Source organism: Christiangramia portivictoriae DSM 23547 (genome assembly GCF_000423045.1).
GTDB lineage: Bacteria > Bacteroidota > Bacteroidia > Flavobacteriales > Flavobacteriaceae > Christiangramia > Christiangramia portivictoriae.
On the sequence record NZ_AUHF01000007.1, the window covers coordinates 160,765 to 181,666 of the forward strand.

Genomic DNA, 20,902 nt, shown 5'->3' on the forward strand with positions numbered 1-20,902 from the left:
TTGTTGGTTTATTGATAGGTTGAAGTTCTAAGTTTATTTACTCGATTGATTTAGGGTAACATCTGTTCCAAGGTAATCCTGAACAGTTCTAAATCCAATATAGCTACGTGCTGAGTCCATGTACTCGTAATCTCTCGAGCTCACCTGTAAGAAGTATGCTACATCTTTCCATGAACCACCTCTTACTACTTTTCTCAAATCTTGTGGATTATTTACCGTTGGATTCATTGTGGACATGTATTCATAAGATCCTGGATCATAACTCGAATCTACCCATTCTGCTACATTTCCAGCCATATTGTACAATCCGTAATCATTTGGATCATAAGATTTGGCTTCTACAGTATAAAGAGCCTGATCTGCCGCGTAGTCTCCTCGAAGTGGCTTGAAATTAGCCATAAAACATCCACGATCATTCAAGGTATAAGGACCACCCCATGGGTACGTTCCACCTTCCAGACCTCCACGAGCGGCGTATTCCCACTCACCTTCTGTAGGTAACCTGTAAGAAGGTACGTTGGCGTCTCCTTTTTCTCTTCGGAAGTCGTTGTGATACTTAGTTCTCCACTGTGTAAATGCTCTCGCCTGCTTCCAGGAAACACCTACCACTGGGTACTCATCAAATGCACTATGCCAGAAATAGTCATTATGCATAGGCTCATTATAGGAGTAATTGAAATCTCTAATCCAAACTGTCGTATCAGGATAAACTGAAACTTCCTCATTCTTAATATAGTTACTACGGTTACCCTGCTTTTTGGCAGCCGACTGTATATCCATATAAGAATATTTGAACTTTAATTTTTTAACGTCGATCGTTCTCTGCCCGTTGTAAACTTCATTCATTGGAATGTACATGGAGTCCATTACTTCGGCATAGTAAACATCTGGATAATCTTCAGTATCCCAGTATATCTCCACATCCTTGTTGAGCCTTCTGTTCGAGTAATCTTCTGAAGGACCACCCTGCCCGTAAGTGTTCAGCATATACTCTTCGTACGGTGTCATGTTTCCTTCTTCAGCATCTGCAAAGGCAAATTCGCCAATTCCATCATCACCAGCAGTAGCACCTTGCAACTCAGCCATTTTAGCTAGTTCAACCCGTACTACCGAATCTTTTACCCAATCTACAAATTGACGGTATTCAGAATTAGTGATCTCCGTCTCGTCCATATAAAACGAACGAACAGTAACCGTTTTTGGAGGTGCATTCTTCTGCCCGGCGATATCATCATCAGATTTACCCATGACGAACGAACCACCAGGAATTAATGTCATACCATAAGGTTTCTCCGGATTCCACTTCTTTCCCTCCGCACCTACTAGCTGTCCACGATCGCCTCCACCACAGCTTGAAAGCAAGGCCAGAACAGCAATGAGCGAAATATACTTCTTCATAATTATCTTAGGTTAAGACATTTTGATTTACGGCAGTAAACCTATCTAAATATTTTTTAAAAAACAATATTTCCGATAAAAATACAGCAATTACCGATAATGCCTGACTTTAATATTTTATACCTCGTTTTTTCTTTTAGCCTTATACCATCGTTCCGGGATAACCTGGTTGCAAGCCTCCAGGTAATCTTCTTCACTGCATGGTAATAACGTATGCCTTTTCAATTTATTATTGACCGAATTTAAAAAAGGAATTTCGATCCACCATCGCCCGCTCACAGGACTCTTGAAGAACACCAGTATATCGTCATCTATAGGTACCTGGTACTTTATAAATTCTTTTTTAGCCGAAATGGTATTCTCGTTGGTACGATAATTCACCCCTTCAATAAAATACCAGATGATCTGTGCGAGCAGTGTATCTGTAAGCTTATTCATCTCATTCTGGTATTCATAGACACCAAATGAACTTACTTTATCGCTTATTCCCGCATAACGTGATAATGCACAAATTTCCCTGCCATTGAAGCCATTGGGACTGCTGAAATAATCTGAATTGGCAGATGCCGAATCTATAGATCTTATGTCGAGACCTACAAGATTTGCATTTCTCATGATGGGTTCCATATGACCAATATTTGAGGTGACTTCGCCTAACCGGTAAGCTTCAAAAAACAATCGTTCCATCAATTCAATTTCCTCCTGGGAATTGAAATAAGTTTGATAACCGATAGTTGAATAATTAAATAAATTATAAGGCTTATCTACGACGATTTTTCCTACAAACGACTGATTACTAATAGGCTTATCTGCATCACCAAGGTCAAACTTACTATCAATATTTACCAGGTTCACCATTTGATCAAGGGAATCATACGCACGGTATTGAGCATAGATTAAATCCTGACTTCCTCCTAAAATAACAGGGATAATGTTCTGCTTTATAAGTGCTGAACAAAGACTTGAAACCGCATAATATGTATCTTCTACCGTATCTCCTGCGTTGATATCACCCAGGTCTGCAAGTTTTAAATGCCAGTTTCCGGGATACAATCCATATAACTGCCTCCGTAATTGCACAAAATCGGGGACCGAATCTCCGCTTACTGCCCGGCGATTTTCCCTTACCCCAAATATTGCTACATTCACCCTATCCAGGTCTGGCAACCCCTGATTGGATGTATGAAGTTTTAATTGACCACCTATGGTTTGTGGATTCAGGTTTGTGACCTCATCCAGTAATTGTTCTGATACAGGACTAAGAAAGTCGAACTCCATATATTATTTCTTTTTAGGGGATGTCTTTTTCGTTGTTTTCTTAGCCGTGGTCTTTTTTGCTGTAGTTTTCTTTGGTGCGGCTTTCTTTTTAGCTGGCTTTTTCTTGACAGCCTTTTTCTTGGTTTTACCGCTTTTTTCCAGAATATCCTGTACTTCTTCGAGAGTCAGTTCCTGGGCGTTGGTAGTCTTAGGAAGCTCCACCTTGGCTTTGCCTTTAATAACATTAAAACGTCCCCAGCGAGCTTTCTCTACACGAATTCCCTCTTCTTCCCAGTGATGGATTAACTTATCCTTTTCCTTCTGAATCTTGTCATCGATCAATTGTTCAATATCCTTATCTGAAAGGTTGTCGAAATCATACTTTTTGTTCACATTAATGAACATTCCGTTCCATTTTAAGTAAGGTCCAAATCTACCTACTCCTTTTTGTACCGGATGATCTTTGTATTCATAAATAGGTGCATCGGCCTTCTCCTTTTCTTTTATGAGTTCCATAGCCCTATCAAACTCGACACTTAAAGGATCTTCCCCTTTTTCGAGAGATACGAAGGTCTTGCCGAAGCGCACGTAAGGACCATAACGACCGTTATTCACCTCAACACTTTCGCCTTTATATTCACCTAAAGTTTTTGGTAACTGAAACAGGTCCATCGCCTGCTCATAAGTAAGCGTTTCCATGCTCTGGTCCGGACTTAAACTGGCAAAACGAGGTTTTTCTTCATCTTCCACACTTCCAATCTGCACCATTGGTCCAAATTTACCCAGACGAACACTTACAGGTTTACCGGTTTCGGGATCTTCACCCAGTATTCTCTCCCCAACTTCTCTTTCAGCATTTTGTGCAACATCCTGAACATGAGGATGGAAATCCTTATAAAAGTCCTTCATCATAGACTTCCACTCTTCATTTCCTTCAGCTATGTTATCGAAACTTTCTTCGACCCTGGCCGTAAAGTTATAATCCAGAATATTGGAAAAATGGTTCACTAAAAAGTCATTAACAACCATTCCTGTAGCAGTGGGAACCAGTTTACCTTTATCACTTCCAACGGTTTCAGATAACTTATCTTCCCTGATCTTTTGATCCTTCAATGTGAATTGCAGATACTCCCTTTCGGTCCCATCTACAGAACCTTTTTCTATATAATTTCTGGATTGAACGGTAGAGATTGTTGGCGCATATGTAGACGGCCTTCCAATTCCAAGTTCTTCCAGTTTCTTCACGAGTGAAGCTTCCGTATAGCGATATGGAGGCCTGGTAAATCTTTCGGTTGCCGTGATATATTCATTGGTAAGAGATTGAGAAACTTTCAAAGCCGGTAACATTCCGCTTTGTTCTTCATCCTCATCATCACTACCTTCAAGGTATACTTTCAGGAATCCATCAAATTTAAGCACCTCACCATTTGCAGTGAACTGGTTATCATGCTTATCTGCATCGATCTTTACATTGGTTCTCTCCAGTTGCGCATCGCTCATTTGTGAAGCGATCGCTCTTTTCCAGATAAGTTCATATAATCTTTGCTGATCCCGATCTCCGGAAATCGTATGTTTTTTAAAGCTGGTTGGGCGAATTGCTTCGTGAGCTTCCTGCGCTCCCTTGGATTTTCCTTTGAACTGCCGTGCCTTGGCATATTTATCTCCGTAGGCTTTCTCAATTTCTTCCTTGGCTCCCTTTCTTGCTTCTTCGGAAAGGTTTACAGAATCTGTTCTCATATAAGTAATATGACCGGCTTCGTAAAGACGTTGCGCCATCGTCATGGTTTTACTTACTGAAAAGTACAGTTTCCTAGCAGCCTCCTGTTGTAAGGTCGATGTGGTAAATGGAGGTGCGGGAGATTTTTTCGCTGGTTTTGTGGTAAGATCTGCCACCTTAAAGCTAGCGCCGAGGTTATCCTTCAGAAATTGTTCTGCCTCCTCTTTGGTATCAAAGTTCTTCGGAATCTTAGCCTTAAAAGACTTTCCTTCTTCCGTAGAAAATTCAGCATCAATTCTATAAGAAGCCTGTGCGGTAAAATCCTGAATTTCTCTTTCACGCTCTACGATCAATCTTACTGCTACAGATTGTACTCGCCCTGCTGAAAGTCCTCCTTTTACTTTTCTCCAAAGCACCGGTGAAAGCTCATAACCTACCAGCCTATCCAGGACTCTACGTGCCTGCTGGGCATTAACCAAATTATAATCTATTTTCCTGGGATTATCAATCGCTTTCAGGATCGCCGTTTTGGTGATCTCATGAAATACGATCCTTTTGGTTTTGTCGTCTTCCAGCTTAAGTTCCTCAGCAAGGTGCCAGGCGATTGCCTCTCCCTCCCGATCCTCGTCACTCGCCAGCCATACCATTTCAGCAGTTTTAGCAAGACTTCTAAGCTTTTTTACAACATCCTTCTTGTCTTTGGATACAATATATTTAGGTGTGAAATCCCCTTCAGTATCTACCCCTATCTCTTTAGTTGGCAGATCGGCAATGTGCCCAAAACTGGAAGCGACTTTATAATCACTTCCAAGAAACTTTTCAATGGTTTTAGCCTTCGCAGGAGACTCAACAATCACTAAATTCTTAGCCATAAATCTGTTGGTTTGTAGTTGCAAAAGTATATCAATTTTTTAATCTGCCACTAAACTTCAATTAAAACGGGCAGAAGGCCAGCAAAAACAACCAGCTATAAAGGGCCATTGAAATACTTAAATTTTTCTGAAGGACTATTCAGCAAATGTTATTCTGTGTGAAAAAATACGGAGGAAACTCCCGGCATATCATACTGCAGATCTGGTGAAATATTTCCTGAAACTGAAGTCGCATCATTGAAAGCAAGGATCTTACCTCCATTATTTGCAGCTTCAGCAACAAATATTACGTTATACGCGCTATCATATACAAGGTTTACAGGATTCCCTAAGAGAGTATTGTCTCCAGAGATGCGCAATTGATCTTCAAGGGCCACAAAGCCATTCTGAGCGGCATTAAATTTTTCTTCAAAATTTTGAATGATATGCAATCCTCCATCTGTAGCAGATTCAGCTTCTCCTATATCTGAAAGCACCATGATCCCATTATCAAAATCCAGCCCATGTGTGCGAAGCAATCCCTGAAAAGCCACCTGCTTATTGGCTGTAGCAAGTATATTGGTAGTATAGGTTGCTGCAAAATTTCTATATACAGCAATTTTATTCGTTTCGTCTACTGCTGCATAGAGATCGTTACCAATAAATTCCAGACCCCAAAGCTTAAATTTTGTGGTCACGACATTTCGAAGTCTGAATGAATTTTCTTCGCGAACATAAACAAAGAGTCGACCTTCCGGGGTGGTTTCGTCAAGATCGAGATCTGTATTATCTGAGACCACATAGAACTCACCCTGGACTGCAAGATCTCTACCGCTTTGGTAATGAATATTCCCGAGAATATCAGCATCAAGTTCTACTTCCACATTATTCGCGTAGTCGGTAATGTTATGATACGACTCCAGTCTACCCGGAATCCTGGAAACAATCGTAAAACCATTATCAGCAGGATTATAGTAAATACCTTCGGCATCTGAGGAATTCAACCTGAAAGTACTTGAAGTAGCGTTATTAATATCAAACTTTTTAACTTCTCCATTGTGGTTTGTGGCGAGAACCCATGCGGTTGCAGAAGTTCGTACACGCTGGTTCCCATCATCTTCACTACTGCAGGCAGCAACGAAAAATAATAATAGAAATAATTTATAAAGGTGTTTGTTCAAATCCTGATAATTTCTACGAAGATAAAATGAATCTATTTCTGTAAAAGTTGGAATTCGTTAAATATGTGTTATTTGCCTCTATTTTAACGCAGAAAACGCTGGCGATTGGACATCTTATCCAAAATGAAAAAGATGAATGAAAAGGATCGGGTAGCAGTCGTCACTGGAGCCAGTAGCGGCATTGGTAAGGCAATCGCCATAAAGTTATCAAAAGAGAATTACAAGGTTGTGCTGGCCAGCAGAAGCGTGCCGGAAATGAAGAAAATCCAGGAAGAGCTCTCTGGCGACTCCATGGTCGTGGAACTGGACGTAACCAGTACAGAAAGTGTTACCAAAGCATTTGGCAAAGTGGATGAAAAATATGGCAGAATAGATATCCTGGTAAATTCTGCCGGAATTATGCCGCTCACCTATCTTAAAAACAGACATCTGGATGAGTGGCTGTCTACTATTGAAGTGAATGTGCAGGGAACGCTTAGATGTATTTATTCTGTGCTGCCGCTTATGAAAAACCAGGCAGATGGTCATATAGTGAATATCGCCAGCGTGGACGGTAAAGAGATTTTTGCAGGTGGCGCCATTTACGGAGCATCAAAAGCGGCGATCATCGAACTTAGCAAAGCGATGAGAATGGAACTTTCTCCAGAATTCAACATTCGCGTGACTGCGGTAGAACCAGGAACAGTGGATACGAACCTTAGAGATGGTATCACAGATACTGAACTCCTCGAAGACAAGAACTACGGCGGCGACGAACCAATGCTAGATCCTGGATGCATTGCTGATGCCGTGTATTATGCAGTTTCACAACCTGCATCTGTAAACGTAAATGAACTGCTGGTCAAACCTACCGGAAAAGCATAAAATTATAACTAACTAAAACTTAAGAAAATGGGAATTGGACATGTAATGAAATTGGGAACTAAATTTCTAATTAGAGGAATTATCTATAAATCGGGTAAAAAGGCCGCGATCAAAGGCGGGAAAGTAGGAATTGGAATTTTTTCTGTTCTTTATGCCGGTTATATGGCGTACACGCTTCATAATCTTAGAAAGGAAAGCATCGAGGAACAGAAGCAATTAGGTGAGGACAGAGGCTGGGATCGTAAGACCGTAGAAGAACACAAGGACTAACACGCATCCATAAAAAACGGGCGAGTAAATTTTAGAAATCTCAGTATTCAGTTTTATATAGGAAATTGAATATTGAGATTTTTTCATTTAGCGCTTTGAACAAATCTGTTTTCACACATTCTAATAAAGCAACGTTTTTGCTTCACTTCGGAAGAATCTAATTTCATTTTCAGGTTTAGTAAGCCTCAAACAAAAACTCAGATAGGTGCGATAAGATTAAAGAGTTACCGAAATATTATTAAAAACGAAACTTTGCGAAAAACTATACTTACTGAAAAATGGAAGAGGAGTTTTCAATCAGAATTTCCGACTTCTCATCATTACTGAAATTTTTCACCCCGTTCTTCAACCACTGCAAATATTTCTCAGCATCTGGTTCATAGGCAATGGGATCATTCAACTTGTTTCCTTCATTGTCGAGCAGCACATAATAAGGTTGTGCATTTGCCTGGTAGTTTGTGATCTGAAAATCACTCCATTTATTTCCAATAGTTTCAATTTCCTTTCCTGTAGCTTCAGAAACATATTGTTCATTCTCGGGAAGATCTCGTTGATCATCCACGTATAGTGAGATCAATACGATCTCATTCTGAAGCAAATTTAACACTTCATCTTCGCTCCACACTCTTTCTTCCATCTTTCTACAATTCACGCAGGCATGTCCGGTAAAATCAAGAAGAACTGGTAGATTTTGTTTTTTTGCCCAGGCCATTCCCTGTTCATAATCATGAAAACTTACCAGGTCATGTGGTCCATAATCGGCTCCTTCAGGAAGGTTAGCATTCACGTTCGAATTGATACCTCCGGCACTTCCAATGCCATCAGGTGATTCACTGTACTGCAAGGGTGGAGGAAATCCACTAATGATTTTGAGAGGTGCTCCCCATAAGCCCGGGATCAGGTAAATGGTGAACGTAAGAACTATGATCCCTAATAATAATCTTCCAACAGAAATAAATTCCAGAGGAGAATCATGTGGCAGACGGATTTTTCCGAAGAGATACAAAGCGAGAACAGCAAAAATCGCAATCCAGATCGCCAGAAAAACTTCTCTTTCCAGCAAGTGTAGCTGCAAAACAAGGTCGGCATTCGACAGGAATTTAAAGGCCAGTGCGAGTTCCAGGAATCCCAGCACCACCTTGACCGTATTCAACCATCCACCAGATTTCGGCAAACTGTTCATCCAGCCAGGGAAGGCCGCGAACAGTGCAAAAGGCAGGGCTATTGCCAGCGAAAACCCCAGCATTCCTATAATTGGTGCGATACCTCCTTTGGAAGCTGCTTCTACTAATAAAGTTCCCACGATTGGACCTGTACATGAGAATGAAACGATGGCCAGGGCCAATGCCATAAAGAATATTCCTACTAAACCACCTCTGTCTGCTTTAGAATCAATTTTGGTTCCCCAGCTACTTGGCAAAACGATTTCAAAAGCCCCCATGAAGGACATGGCGAAAATTACCAGAAGTATAAAGAAAATGAGGTTAAACCACACGTTGGTGGATAAAGCATTCAGGCTGTCCGCTCCAAAAATCAAGGTTACCAGTGAACCCAGAAGTACATAAATAACCACGATGGATATTCCGTAGAAAATAGCATTCCTGATTCCCGCTGCACGTGATTTTGACTGTTTGGTAAAAAAACTAACGGTCATGGGGATCATTGGAAACACACATGGAGTTAGCAACGCAGCAAATCCAGAGAGAAATGCAATGATAAAAATGCCCCAGAACGAACGCTGGTCTTCGGTTTTAGGAGCACCTTTCTCTTCAGTTTCCAGCTTTGCCGGAGTACTATCTTCCTTTAGCTGAAAAGTAAATTTCCTGGAATCGAAAATACAGGCTTCATCATCGCAAGCCTGGTATTCAATTTTGGCAATTATGCTTGTTAAACTGGAATCTGTTACCCTAACTCGCTGAGTGAATGTTGCCTGATCCAGAAAATAGCTTAGATCTGTCTCAAAAACCTTGTCAAATTCAGTAATAGATTCACTTTCCCTGGTTTCGTTTACCAATTCATACCCGGCATTCAGATCTTCAAAAGTAAAAACTGTAGAATTTACAGCTCCTTCAGGTTGAGTTTGGGAGTATAAATGCCATTTATCCTGTATACTAGCCTCAAAAATGAGGTCATATTTATTCTCTGAAACTTTTTCAACTTCAGAAGTCCACTTTACAGGTTCCTGGATCTGAGCGGTAGCGCCCAGGCTAATAAACAAACAGCATAAAAAAAGACCTTTCGAAAAATGTCTTAGGGAAGTATACATATAGACTGCGTCTTTTAAATATTGAAATGGCTTCAAAAATAATCAATTTAAGCTGATTGTAGCTCCTGTTAAATGAGCATTCCAGATTCATTAATCAGGTAGCTATTTTTAAGCCATAAGACTATCTGTGTCGTAATAATTTGCGCGCACTAACTTAATTCTCATTGTTTTTTCAAGTCCATTACAGCATTGAGTTGAACTCTGATAAATGGAATTTTATCAATACTGAACTTAAGACAAACTACCTCGGGCAGGCGCCTATAATACAGGAATAAGAATACTAATTTTAGTGCCTTTGTTGACTTCTGAAGCAATTTTCATGGAGCCTCCCAGTTCATGCACCAGCTCATTGACCAGTTTTAAACCAAGTCCGAAACCTTTTTCACCTCCTGTTCCTGAGGATAATTCTGAAACATCTTCAAAATAGTTCTCTAGTGCCTTGCTACTCATTCCCTTACCATTGTCCTGCACCAGAACTTCCAGCTGTTTTCCGGTTTCCGTATTCACAAAATCCATATGCACCTCTATACGGCCACCGGCGGGAGTGAATTTTATCGAATTGGAGATCAGGTTGCCGAATATGGAAAGAACCCGTCTTCTACTAAACTTAAGCTGATCCTTCTCACGATTTACGAAAACTTTGAAATCAAGGTTCTTGGATTTGGCTGGTAAATCATAAAGTTGCAGCAGCCGCTCCTGCAGATCAGCCATATTTATTTTCCTGCTTGCTTGCATTTCCTGATCTCGGCCACTATTGAGAATTTCATCGGTAAGATCTATAATGCCTTTTCCAGAATTTTTGATAAGAGTAAAATACTCTCTCATTTCATCTGCAGATAGATCTTCATCTTCTACAGACTCAGCAAGACCCGCGATTCCATGTACCGGACCTCTAACATCATGAGCGACCTGGTTTTTTATTCGAACAGTTTCAGAAAGTGTATACAGAGTTTCATTTAATTTTCTTCTGTGTTCCAGCTTATGTACAATTTCCCGGGCGATCACAGCGAGCGCCAGCTTCTTATCTTCTCCTATCTGCTGTTGCTTCGTGTCCAGCATACATAAAGAACCAACATTCTCGCCTGAGCTCAGGGTAAGTGGCATTCCCAGGTAATAGCGGTAAGCTTCCTCACCTACCACATAAGGTTTGTCCCTGAACCGCTCATCGAGATCAAGTCTTTGTACTTCCATAAAACTATTGGACCGTATGGTATACGCGCAAATAGAGTTCTCCTTTGCAATACGCTTAGGATCCTCTTCAACTGCTGAAAGCGTCCATTGTGAATAATTATCTATAAGGTTCACTACAGATACTTCAGTTCCGGCGATATGCCCGGCAAGTTCCATCAAACTCTTGAACTGTTCTCTTAGCTCGTAGAGATCGAGATCAAATTCACTTAGTTTCTTTATTCGTAGGTATTCCTTCTGAAGATTTTCTGCTTTCGTTGTACTCATAGATAAATTTTCGGCTGCTAAGATAGGGGAATCCTGCAGACCAACTCCTATGACTGCATAAATGTGATTACAGCAGCGCCCAAAAACAAAAAAGCCTTCTTCCACCAAGTGGAAAAAAGCTTTTCATTGGTTAACCGTGAATCCACACAACAAGGATTATAAGACGGTCAACTACACATTCCCCTCTCAGGGAACAAAAACAACACAACTAATCTTTAGCGCCAAAAAAAGCCCCCCGTATAGAGGAGCTTTTTTGCAACTTTGCGGTCTGGACGAGACTCGAACTCGCGACCCCCTGCGTGACAGGCAGGTATTCTAACCAACTGAACTACCAGACCGTTGCGTTATTGCGAGGGCAAATATACGTCCCTTTTTAGATTGAGCAAACGTTTTTTTGAGTTTTTTAAAAATAATATTTCCATAACTATCCAAACTTTTGTTTCTCAAGCAAATAGGCCGTCAAAATATTTTCAAAGTTTTTATGAATATCTGCAGCCACATACCTAATGCGGTATTTGGCACATTGCATTTTTAAGTTTTCCAGGTAATTTTTGACTTCCTCCCGGTAAGTATTTCGAATATTCTCAGAATATAGATCTATCTGAGCTCCCGATTCCACATCTGTAAATCTACGCGGACTATTCTCAAAATCGAATTCGAGTTCCTTTTTTTGATCCATTACATGAAAAAGTACGATTTCATGCCTGTTATACTTTAAATGCCTTAAAGCTTCGAACAGCTTCTCTTCCTCTGTATCTTCCTGAAACATGTCTGTAAAGAGAAAAACTAAACTTCTGCGCTTCAGCTTTTCAGCGATTTGATGTAAATACGTATAGGTATCAGTAGAACTTCGTGGTCTTTTAGCTTTCAGAAGATCGTCAAATTTATTGAGCAACATATGATGATGTCGTTCTCCAGTTCTTTCCGGCGCATAGAATTCAAACTCGTCACTATAAACACTAGCTCCAACCGCATCGCGCTGTCTTTTCAAAATCTCCATAAGACAGGCTGAAGCCAGCACAGAGAAGCCGATCTTATTCAGGTGATGCCTGTTCTGCTTTTCGATCCTGGGATAATGCATGGATGCTGAATTATCGATAATTAAATGACAACGCAGGTTAGTTTCCTCTTCATAGCGCCGGGTATACAGTTTCTCAGACTTCGCGAACAATTTCCAGTCAATATGCCGGGTACTCTCTCCATTATTATAGATCTTATGTTCTGCAAACTCTGCTGAGAATCCATGAAACGGACTCTTATGCATCCCTGAAATATAACCTTCAACCACCTGTTTGGCCAAAAGGTCAAGGTTTAAAAAACCTCCGGTGTTATGCAGCTCCTTCTTAATTTTCATTGCAGTCTGAAAGTAGGCATAGTTTTGCAATAAAAAAAGCCCCGCGATTGCGAGGCTTCAGTATATTGATCATTGCTTATTACAACAACTGGTCGATAGCATCAGCATAAGTTTGCTTTGGAGCAACACCTACCTGGCGACCTACCACTTCACCGTTTTGAAATACAAGTACGGTTGGGATATTTCGAACACCATACTTAGCAGCAAATTCCTGATTTGCATCTACATCAAGCTTACCAACAACAGCTTTCCCATCATATTCAGAGCTAATCTCATCGATGATTGGTCCAACCATTCTACAAGGTCCACACCATGCAGCCCAGAAGTCCACCATTACCGGCTTATCACTTTTTAGTACTTGTTCTTCGAAATTCGCATCGGTTATTTCAATAGCCATAATATCTTTAATTTTATTTGTTTAATATTCGATTCGTAAAAGTAGTCAATAATATAAAGAATCCTTACAGGCTCTATATTGCATTTGACTATAAGTATATTGTCTGGTTTTATAAGGGAGCCTCACGCTTGTCGCGTGACCGCGCTTTCGGCGCTACACGGTAGCTTGCCTCAATCGCTGGCTCAAAAACTCAAAAATACGAATCTAATTCAATTTATACATATACTGTTCTTTCTCAAGCTCCTCGATGAGTTCCTGGGAGATCTGCACTTTTCGTTTACGACTGGGCATTTTAAGTTTTACCTGCTCTGCCATATCATACACTATAAATTGTAATTGACAATCTCCTTTATGCGTGTTGAAAGTTTCGTTAAGCCACTGGATCTTTTCAGCTTTCAAATCCTGAACGTCAAGCTGGATAGTTAGTTTCTTCGCATTCTTATCCATGATATCATGCAGCAAACTAATATCCCGAAACTGTATTCTTGGCTCTCCTTTCTTGCCTGTATCTTTATTGGTCCAGCCCTCCTTAACAAATATCTTTAGATGAATAAAATTGTTAGGAACAAAGAAATGCTTCATTCGCAGGTATTCCTCTCCAAATATTTTGAACTCGTAGGACTCATCGTAATCCTCTACCGTAAATATTGCCCAACCCTTGCCATTTTTGGAAACCCGGTGTTGAACATCCACTACTACACAGCCAATGGTTAGTTCTCTGTTCACAATGTTTTCCAGTTCCCGGCAATCTGATAGTTTACCATTGCAGAAATAGCTCATTTCTATTCTAAAGTCATCCAGTGGATGACCAGAAATATAAATTCCAACCACTTCCTTTTCTCTTCGTAACTTCTCCATAGTTCCCCATTCACTACAAGGTGGAACTTCCGGCTCTGGAATCTGCACATCGCTTGCTTCCCCAAACAGACTTACCTGGGAGGAATTCTGACTCTCCTGGAATTTCTGAGCATACTTCACTACCTTTTCCAGGAAACTCATCCCGTTGCCATCGTCATGAAAATACTGAGCCCGGTGCGTGCCACCAAATCCATCGAATCCTCCGGCGAGGGCAAGATTTTCAAAAGCTTTTTTATTCGCAGCTCGAAGATCTATCCTTTTAGCCATGTCGAAAATAGAACGATATGGACCTTCCTTAGATTTACGGTTTTCTACAATGGTAGCAACTGCTCCAGATCCAACACCTTTGATGGCACCCATTCCAAATCTTACTGCGTTCTCTTTATTTACAGAGAACTTGTAATAGGATTCATTCACATCAGGTCCAAGAACATTCAGTTTCATTCTTTTGCATTCTTCCATAAAGAAAGTGACCTGCTTGATGTCATTCATATTATTAGATAGCACTGCTGCCATATATTCCGCAGGATAATGCGCTTTTAAATAAGCGGTTTGGTAGGCGATCCAGGCATAACAGGTAGAGTGAGATTTGTTGAACGCGTATGACGCAAAGGCTTCCCAGTCTTTCCAAATTTTCTCCAGCACCTCGGCCGGGTGACCTTTCGCATTCCCGCCATCAATAAATTTCGGTTTTAATTGCGCCAGTAAGGCAACCAGTTTTTTTCCCATCGCCTTTCGTAGCATATCAGCTTCACCCTTACTAAATCCTGCCAGCTTCTGGGATAGCAGCATTACTTGCTCCTGGTATACGGTAATCCCGTAAGTTTCTTCGAGATATTCTTCCATCTCCGGCAGGTCATAGGAAATTTCTTCATCTCCATGCTTCCTGGCAATGAAACTTGGAATATATTCCATTGGCCCGGGTCTGTAAAGAGCATTCATCGCGATAAGATCATCGAAAACGGTTGGCTTTAGGGCCTGCATGTGTTTTTGCATACCCGGAGATTCATACTGGAATATCCCAACAGTTTCTCCTCGCTGGAATAATTTATAGGTTTCTTCATCGTCTAGCGGGAAACTATCTGGATCAAGATCTATATCATGCCGGCCTTTAACGATCTTCACGGTATCCTTGATTAGCGTCAAAGTTTTGAGCCCCAGGAAATCCATTTTTAGAAGTCCGGCACTTTCTACTACAGAGTTATCGAACTGCGTGACATAAAGCTCCGAATCTTTAGCTACGGAAACCGGTACATAATTGGTAATATCGCCGGGAGTAATAATCACCCCGCAGGCGTGAATCCCTGTATTTCTAACCGAACCTTCGAGGATTCTGGCCTGGTTCACAGTTTCTGATTCCAGGTCGTCTCCTTCAGCAATATTTAGAAGCTCATTGATTTTCTCAATTTCATCTCCACGAAATTTAGACCGAATGGTCTTCTCATCCATGGCAAACAATTTTCCAAGCTTCGTATTCGGAATAAGTTTCGCGATCCTGTCTGAATCCATAAGCGGCAGATCCAATACCCTTGCGGTATCACGAATGGAGGATTTTGCGGCCATGGTTCCGTAGGTGATGATCTGCGCCACCTGGTTCGCACCATATTTTTCTATTACATAATCCATGACCCGACTTCGTCCTTCATCATCGAAATCAATATCAATATCGGGCATACTTACACGATCCGGGTTCAGGAATCTCTCAAAAAGCAGATCATACTTGATAGGATCTATATTGGTGATCCATAAACAATAAGCTACTACAGATCCCGCAGCAGACCCACGACCAGGTCCCACCGAAACACCCATGGCACGGGCGGCTCTTATAAAATCTTCCACAATAAGGAAATAACCCGGATAACCGGTGTTTTCGATGACCGACAGCTCAAAATTGAGACGCTCTTCTATTTCAGGAGTTATCTCTGGATATCTTTTTCTAGCTCCTTCAAAAGTGATGTGCTTTAAGAAAGCATTTTCCCCTCGCTTCCCTCCATCTACAAGATCTTCTTCGCTCTGAAACTCTTCTGGAATCTCAAATGCCGGAAGTAAAACGTCTCTTGCCAGTTCAAAAGGTTCAATTTTATCTACGATTTCCTGGATATTACTAATCGCATCGGGAAGATCCTTAAACAGTTTCTTCATTTCATCCCCGGACTTGAAGTAGTATTCTGTGTTAGGCAAACCATAACGATATCCTCTACCCCTACCAATAGGAGTGGATTGTTTCTCCCCGTCTTTTACACATAATAAAATATCATGCGCGTTGGCATCCTCCTGTTTCCAGTAATATGTATTATTGGTAGCGATCAATTTTACGTCGTGCTTCCTGGCAAATTCAACCAGAACCGGGTTCACCCTGTTCTCATCTTCCTGGTCATGGCGCATCAATTCGATATAAAGATCTTCACCAAATTCTTCTTTCCACCATAGCAAGGCTTCTTCCGCCTGTTTTTCACCAACATTCAGAATTTTACTGGGAACTTCTCCGTAAAGATTTCCGGTAAGTACGATGAGATCCTCCTTATATTGCTTAATTACTTCCTTATCTATACGAGGCACATAATAGAATCCATCGGTATAGGCTTTGGAGGACATCTTTGCCAAGTTATGGTAACCCTTTTTGTTCTTGGCCAGAATGACGACCTGGTACCCATTATCCTTTCTGCTCTTGTCCAGGTGGTTTTCACAAACAAAGAACTCACATCCAAGAATACCCTTTAATGGCTTTTTAATTTCATCGCCATTCTCTTCTGCTGTCGCATTATGCTCGGCGATCTTTTTATTGTAAGCTCCAATTTCTTTAACAAAGTGAAAAGCCCCCATCATGTTCGCATGATCGGTTAACGCAACAGCGCTCATATCTTCTTCTGCCGCAGCGGCGACCAGATCAGGTATGCTAATGGTAGATTGTAATACTGAAAACTGGGAGTGATTATGAAGATGAGCAAAACGTATTTCATCAAGCTTTTCAAGGTTCTCCTGAATTTCTTCATTTGAAATATCCTCTGTAGGCTGTTGCTTTTCCAGCCTCTTTCTTATTCGATCTGAAGCTTTTTTTAAGTTAATATGTTTCAGACCTATCAACTCTATCTTCGCCGGGTTCTCTTCTGAAAAATTTTCAAAATACCCTGCCGGAACATCCAGTTCATCCAGGGTATAGATTCTCTGCCTGATAAGCTCCAGGAAACAGCGCGTAGTAGCTTCAACATCTGCGGTGGCATTGTGCGCCTCGGCAAACGGTTCATCAAATAAAAATTCATGAAGTTCTGTAAGCGTAGGTAATTTAAATTTTCCTCCACGCCCACCAGGAATTTTGCACAGCTCAGCGGTTTTCTCGGTACAGGTATCCAGAACCGGCATCTCCTGTAGGGAATTTTCAAAACTCTTTCTAATGAATTCGGCTCCCATGATATTGAGATCGAAACCTACATTCTGACCAACGATAAATTTCGATTTCTTAATGGCAATATTGAACTTCTCCAGCACCTCATCCAGGGAAACTCCCTGCTCAATTGCGAGATCTGTTGAAATCCCATGAATTCTTTCAGAATCATAAGGAATATCAAAGCCTTCTGGCTGTATCAGATAATCCTGATTCTCGATAAGGTTTCCCATTTCATCATGCAACTGCCAGGCGATCTGTATACAGCGTGGCCAGTTATCAGAATCGGTTAATGGGGCATCCCATCGCTTAGGTAAACCGGTGGTTTCAGTGTCAAAAATCAGGTACATTCCTTGGTATTTAGAGCCTTAAAAGAAGATAATCAGTCGGTTGCTTTTCGCCAACCTTCCGCGCTAAATTAATGAACTTTGAGGCTGATAAAAAACTTTGTTTTAAGGAATTATTAACCATAAAAAAAGCCTCACAAAATTCTGAAAATACAGAAATTCTGTGAGGCCTGATACGAACACAAAAAACTACTACTACTTCAATCAAACATGGTTCGCATCATTATCTTCAACAAAAGATCAGACCGGTTCATTTCTGATCTTCAGTCATTCTTAGGCGATATCTTCTAACGCCTTTACTTCGTTAAGAGATGCTACGATCGCATTCTTTTGCTTCATCAATACATTTCCTGTACTTGCTGGAACTTCAGAATCTTTTAAGATCTCTTCATACTCTTCTACTGCAGCTTTTTCTCCTCTAATGGCTTCTTCAAGAACTGCCTCATCTTTATCTCCGGACAAGCTTGCTTTTAAATTCATCCATCCTCTATGCAGATCTCCCGCGATGCTGGTTCCTTTGTCTGGAGTTTCACCAAAATTGCTGATCTCAGCTTTCAATTCATGTCCAAAATCGTAACGTTCCTGAGCACGTGCAGAGAAAAAACTTTTTAATCGTTGGTTATTTACTTTTTCAGCTGCCAGTTTATATCCTTTCTCAGCGTCATAATTCTTTTCTAGTAACTCATTAAGTTTCTTAGATACATTTTCTGAATAACTCATTGCTTTATTTTTTTTCATATTAGTTACCCAAAGATATGCTGCGAAAACCTCGATAACAACCTATTTAACAGGGTTTAGCACTAATTAACCTCTTTTAACAGCAAACCTATTTTTTAACGAAAATTACTCCCAAATCAAGATTTTTACCACGCCAAATCAGCCATTTTAAATTATAGAGCTAAAGTATTCAGAATTAGAAAAATGTAGTATCTTTGCAGCCTTATTAATAATCGGGGTCGAGAACCTCAAAATTTAATTTTTATGCCAGTAAAAATAAGATTACAAAGACACGGTAAAAAAGGAAAACCTTTTTTCTGGATCGTAGCAGCGGATACACGCGCTAAAAGAGATGGTAAATTTCTTGACAAATTAGGAATTTACAATCCAAACACAAATCCTGCAACTATCGAATTAGATGTTGATGGAGCTGTAAAATGGCTACAGAACGGTGCTCAGCCAACTGACACTGCTCGTGCAATTCTTTCTTACAAAGGAGCTTTACTTAAGAAACACCTTGCAGGTGGAGTTAAGAAAGGTGCTTTAACTGAAGAGCAGGCTGAAGAGAAATTCAACGCCTGGTTGGAAGAGAAAGAAGGAAAAGTAGACGCAAAGAAAGATTCTTTGACGAAAGCTCAGGAAGCTGAAAAAGCGAAAGCTCTTGAAGCTGAAAAAGAAGTAAATGCCAAGCGTGAAGCAGAAGCTCAGGAAGCTGCAGATGCTGAAGCAAAAGCTGCTGCTGAAGCTGCTGCAACTGCAGAAGCTACAGACGAGGCAACTGTTGAAGCCGCTGAAGAAGAACTGGGAGCTGCAACTGCAGAAGAAGCTAATACTGAAGACAAGAAAGACGCTTAAAACAGTAGACGATGACGAAGGAAGAATGTTTCTACCTGGGGCGCATCGTCGCAAAATTTAGTTTTAAAGGTGAGGTGCTCATTAAACTGGACACCGATGAACCTGAACTTTACACAGAAATGGAATCGGTTTTCGTTGAATACAACGAAAACCTGGTTCCATTTTTTATTGAAAGATCTTATCTCCATAAAAGCACGCTATTAAGAGCCAAGATCGAAGACATCGATACCGAGCAGGATGCGGAAGATATGATTGGAGCAGAACTCTATCTGCCTCTCGAACAGTTACCAGAACTTCCCGACGATAAATTTTATTTCCATGAAATAATAGGTTATGATGTTATCGATCAACAGCATGGGAATATCGGAAAAATCGTTTCTATCAACGACTCCACAGCTCAGGCCCTATTCGAAATTGATCAAGCTGGCAAACAGATCCTGATCCCTATGAATGATGAATTTATCGACAAGGTAGATAAAAAGAACAAGGAAATCAGGGTCATCACGCCAGAAGGACTTGTAGCCCTTTACCTCGGCTAAGCATAGCTTTCATTCCAGCCAAAAGCCTCTAAGATTGGCTTATAAACCACATTCCCACCAACGATATTCAAACCTTTCGCCAGTAATTGATCTTCATCACATGCTTTTTTCCAACCGGCATCTGCCAATTTAAGAACATAAGGAAGGGTGACATTGGTTAAAGCAAGCGTAGAGGTATATGGAACCGCTCCTGGCATATTTGCCACGCAGTAATGCACGATATGATCGATAATGTATGCCGGATCCTCGTGGGTCGTGGGTCTCGTGGTTTCAATACACCCTCCCTGATCTACCGCTACATCCACGATTACCGAACCAGGTTGCATTGTCTTCAGCATATCTCTGGTAACCAGTTTTGGAGCCTTTGCTCCGGTAATAAGCACTCCGCCCACAACAAGATCTGTGGTTTTTAGATGCTTCCTGATATTGTATTCATTGGAAAATTCGGTCACCACATGGCTCGGCATGATATCATTCACATACCTCAACTTATGCATGTTCACGTCAAGAACAGTGACCTGGGCACCTAATCCCGCTGCCATCTTCGCTGCCTGTATCCCTACTACTCCAGCGCCAAGAACAAGAACCTTTCCCGGTGGGACACCCGGAACACCCCCAAGAAGCAGCCCTTTACCCTGTACAGGCTTTTCGAGATATTTGGCTCCCTGCTGAATAGCCATCCTTCCAGCTACCTCGCTCATAGGTGTTAATAATGGCAAAGTGCCGTCGCGATCCTCTACCGTTTCATAAGCAATACACACAGAATTACTTCGCATCATGGCTTCTGTGAGGTTCTGGTTGGAAGCAAAATGGAAATAGGTAAACACCACCTGCCCCTCTCTTATAAGATCATATTCCTGCTCGATGGGTTCTTTCACTTTTACGATCATGTCGCTCACCTCGTAAACCCGATCTATAGAAGGAAGTATGGTGGCACCAGCCGCATGATAATCCTTGTCATCAAAACCGCTGGAATCACCCGCAGCGGATTGCACATAGACCTGATGGCCCTTTTTGGAAAGTTCGAGCACCCCTGCTGGAGTTACTCCTACCCTGTTCTCATTATTTTTAATCTCCTTGGGAATTCCAATTTTCATAGTTGATAAATTAGTTTCCGAAAAATAAGAAAGAAAATAAAAAAAGGGGTGTAAAAAGTTATAAATAACTTTTTACACCCCTAACTAATAATTTAAA

General features: G+C 41.0%; 15 protein-coding genes and 1 tRNA gene. 4 read left to right on the plus strand and 12 right to left on the minus strand.

Annotated elements, in window-relative coordinates; all coding sequences use genetic code 11:
* Positions 1–33: 33 nt before the first annotated feature.
* The 4 genes from porK to G529_RS0105795 form a co-directional block, all read right to left on the minus strand.
* A complete protein-coding gene (gene porK, locus G529_RS0105780; RefSeq protein WP_026914639.1) occupies positions 34–1,398 on the minus strand; it encodes a T9SS ring complex lipoprotein PorK/GldK in 1,365 nt (454 codons plus the stop codon).
* A gap of 117 nt (positions 1,399–1,515) precedes the next feature.
* The gene (locus G529_RS0105785; protein ID WP_026914640.1) at positions 1,516–2,676 is read right to left on the minus strand and encodes a formimidoylglutamase; all 1,161 of its coding nucleotides are present in this window, start codon (positions 2,674–2,676) and stop codon (positions 1,516–1,518) included.
* 3 nt (positions 2,677–2,679) lie between these two features.
* On the minus strand, positions 2,680–5,244 hold the full coding sequence (topA, locus tag G529_RS0105790; protein ID WP_026914641.1) for a type I DNA topoisomerase: 2,565 nt from the start codon (positions 5,242–5,244) through the stop codon (positions 2,680–2,682).
* A 149-nt stretch (positions 5,245–5,393) separates the two neighbouring features.
* Positions 5,394–6,404, minus strand: a complete 1,011-nt coding sequence (locus tag G529_RS0105795) for a hypothetical protein (RefSeq protein WP_026914642.1) — start codon at positions 6,402–6,404, stop codon at positions 5,394–5,396.
* Between the two features lie 132 nt (positions 6,405–6,536).
* On the opposite strand from G529_RS0105795, the gene G529_RS0105800 reads away from it, so the two are divergent.
* On the plus strand, positions 6,537–7,268 hold the full coding sequence (locus G529_RS0105800; RefSeq protein ID WP_026914643.1) for an SDR family oxidoreductase: 732 nt from the start codon (positions 6,537–6,539) through the stop codon (positions 7,266–7,268).
* 27 nt (positions 7,269–7,295) lie between these two features.
* Positions 7,296–7,538, plus strand: a complete 243-nt coding sequence (locus tag G529_RS0105805) for a hypothetical protein (RefSeq protein WP_026914644.1) — start codon at positions 7,296–7,298, stop codon at positions 7,536–7,538.
* A 268-nt stretch (positions 7,539–7,806) separates the two neighbouring features.
* On the opposite strand, the gene G529_RS0105810 is transcribed toward G529_RS0105805, so the two are convergent.
* The 7 genes from G529_RS0105810 to G529_RS0105845 all read right to left on the minus strand — a co-directional run bounded on the left by G529_RS0105810 (position 7,807) and on the right by G529_RS0105845 (position 18,317).
* Positions 7,807–9,804 (minus strand): protein-disulfide reductase DsbD family protein, encoded by a 1,998-nt coding sequence (locus G529_RS0105810; RefSeq protein ID WP_026914645.1) that lies wholly within the window; start codon positions 9,802–9,804, stop codon positions 7,807–7,809.
* A 258-nt stretch (positions 9,805–10,062) separates the two neighbouring features.
* Entirely contained in the window at positions 10,063–11,259 is a 1,197-nt protein-coding gene (locus G529_RS0105815) for a GAF domain-containing sensor histidine kinase (RefSeq protein ID WP_157514544.1), read from the minus strand.
* A gap of 264 nt (positions 11,260–11,523) precedes the next feature.
* Positions 11,524–11,597 (minus strand) — tRNA-Asp (locus G529_RS0105820).
* 86 nt (positions 11,598–11,683) lie between these two features.
* Positions 11,684–12,613, minus strand: a complete 930-nt coding sequence (locus G529_RS0105825; protein ID WP_026914647.1) for a DUF58 domain-containing protein — start codon at positions 12,611–12,613, stop codon at positions 11,684–11,686.
* A 79-nt stretch (positions 12,614–12,692) separates the two neighbouring features.
* Positions 12,693–13,010, minus strand: coding sequence for a thioredoxin (gene trxA, locus G529_RS0105830; protein ID WP_026914648.1), 318 nt, complete (start codon positions 13,008–13,010; stop codon positions 12,693–12,695).
* 204 nt (positions 13,011–13,214) lie between these two features.
* Positions 13,215–17,600, minus strand: a complete 4,386-nt coding sequence (dnaE, locus tag G529_RS0105835) for a DNA polymerase III subunit alpha (RefSeq protein ID WP_026914649.1) — start codon at positions 17,598–17,600, stop codon at positions 13,215–13,217.
* A gap of 270 nt (positions 17,601–17,870) precedes the next feature.
* Complete coding sequence (locus G529_RS0105845; RefSeq protein WP_026914650.1) at positions 17,871–18,317, minus strand: ferritin-like domain-containing protein; 447 nt, start codon at positions 18,315–18,317, stop codon at positions 17,871–17,873.
* Positions 18,318–18,578: 261 nt separating this feature from the next.
* Between G529_RS0105845 and G529_RS0105850 the strand changes: the two genes are divergently transcribed.
* Both G529_RS0105850 and rimM read left to right on the plus strand, forming a co-directional pair.
* On the plus strand, positions 18,579–19,169 hold the full coding sequence (locus tag G529_RS0105850) for a 30S ribosomal protein S16 (RefSeq protein ID WP_026914651.1): 591 nt from the start codon (positions 18,579–18,581) through the stop codon (positions 19,167–19,169).
* 11 nt (positions 19,170–19,180) lie between these two features.
* Positions 19,181–19,708, plus strand: a complete 528-nt coding sequence (rimM, locus tag G529_RS0105855) for a ribosome maturation factor RimM (RefSeq protein ID WP_026914652.1) — start codon at positions 19,181–19,183, stop codon at positions 19,706–19,708.
* Here the strand turns inward: rimM and ald are convergent.
* Positions 19,705–20,805, minus strand: a complete 1,101-nt coding sequence (ald, locus tag G529_RS0105860; protein ID WP_026914653.1) for an alanine dehydrogenase — start codon at positions 20,803–20,805, stop codon at positions 19,705–19,707. The two genes, rimM and ald, sit on opposite strands and share 4 nt — an antisense overlap.
* Positions 20,806–20,902 lie beyond the last annotated feature (97 nt).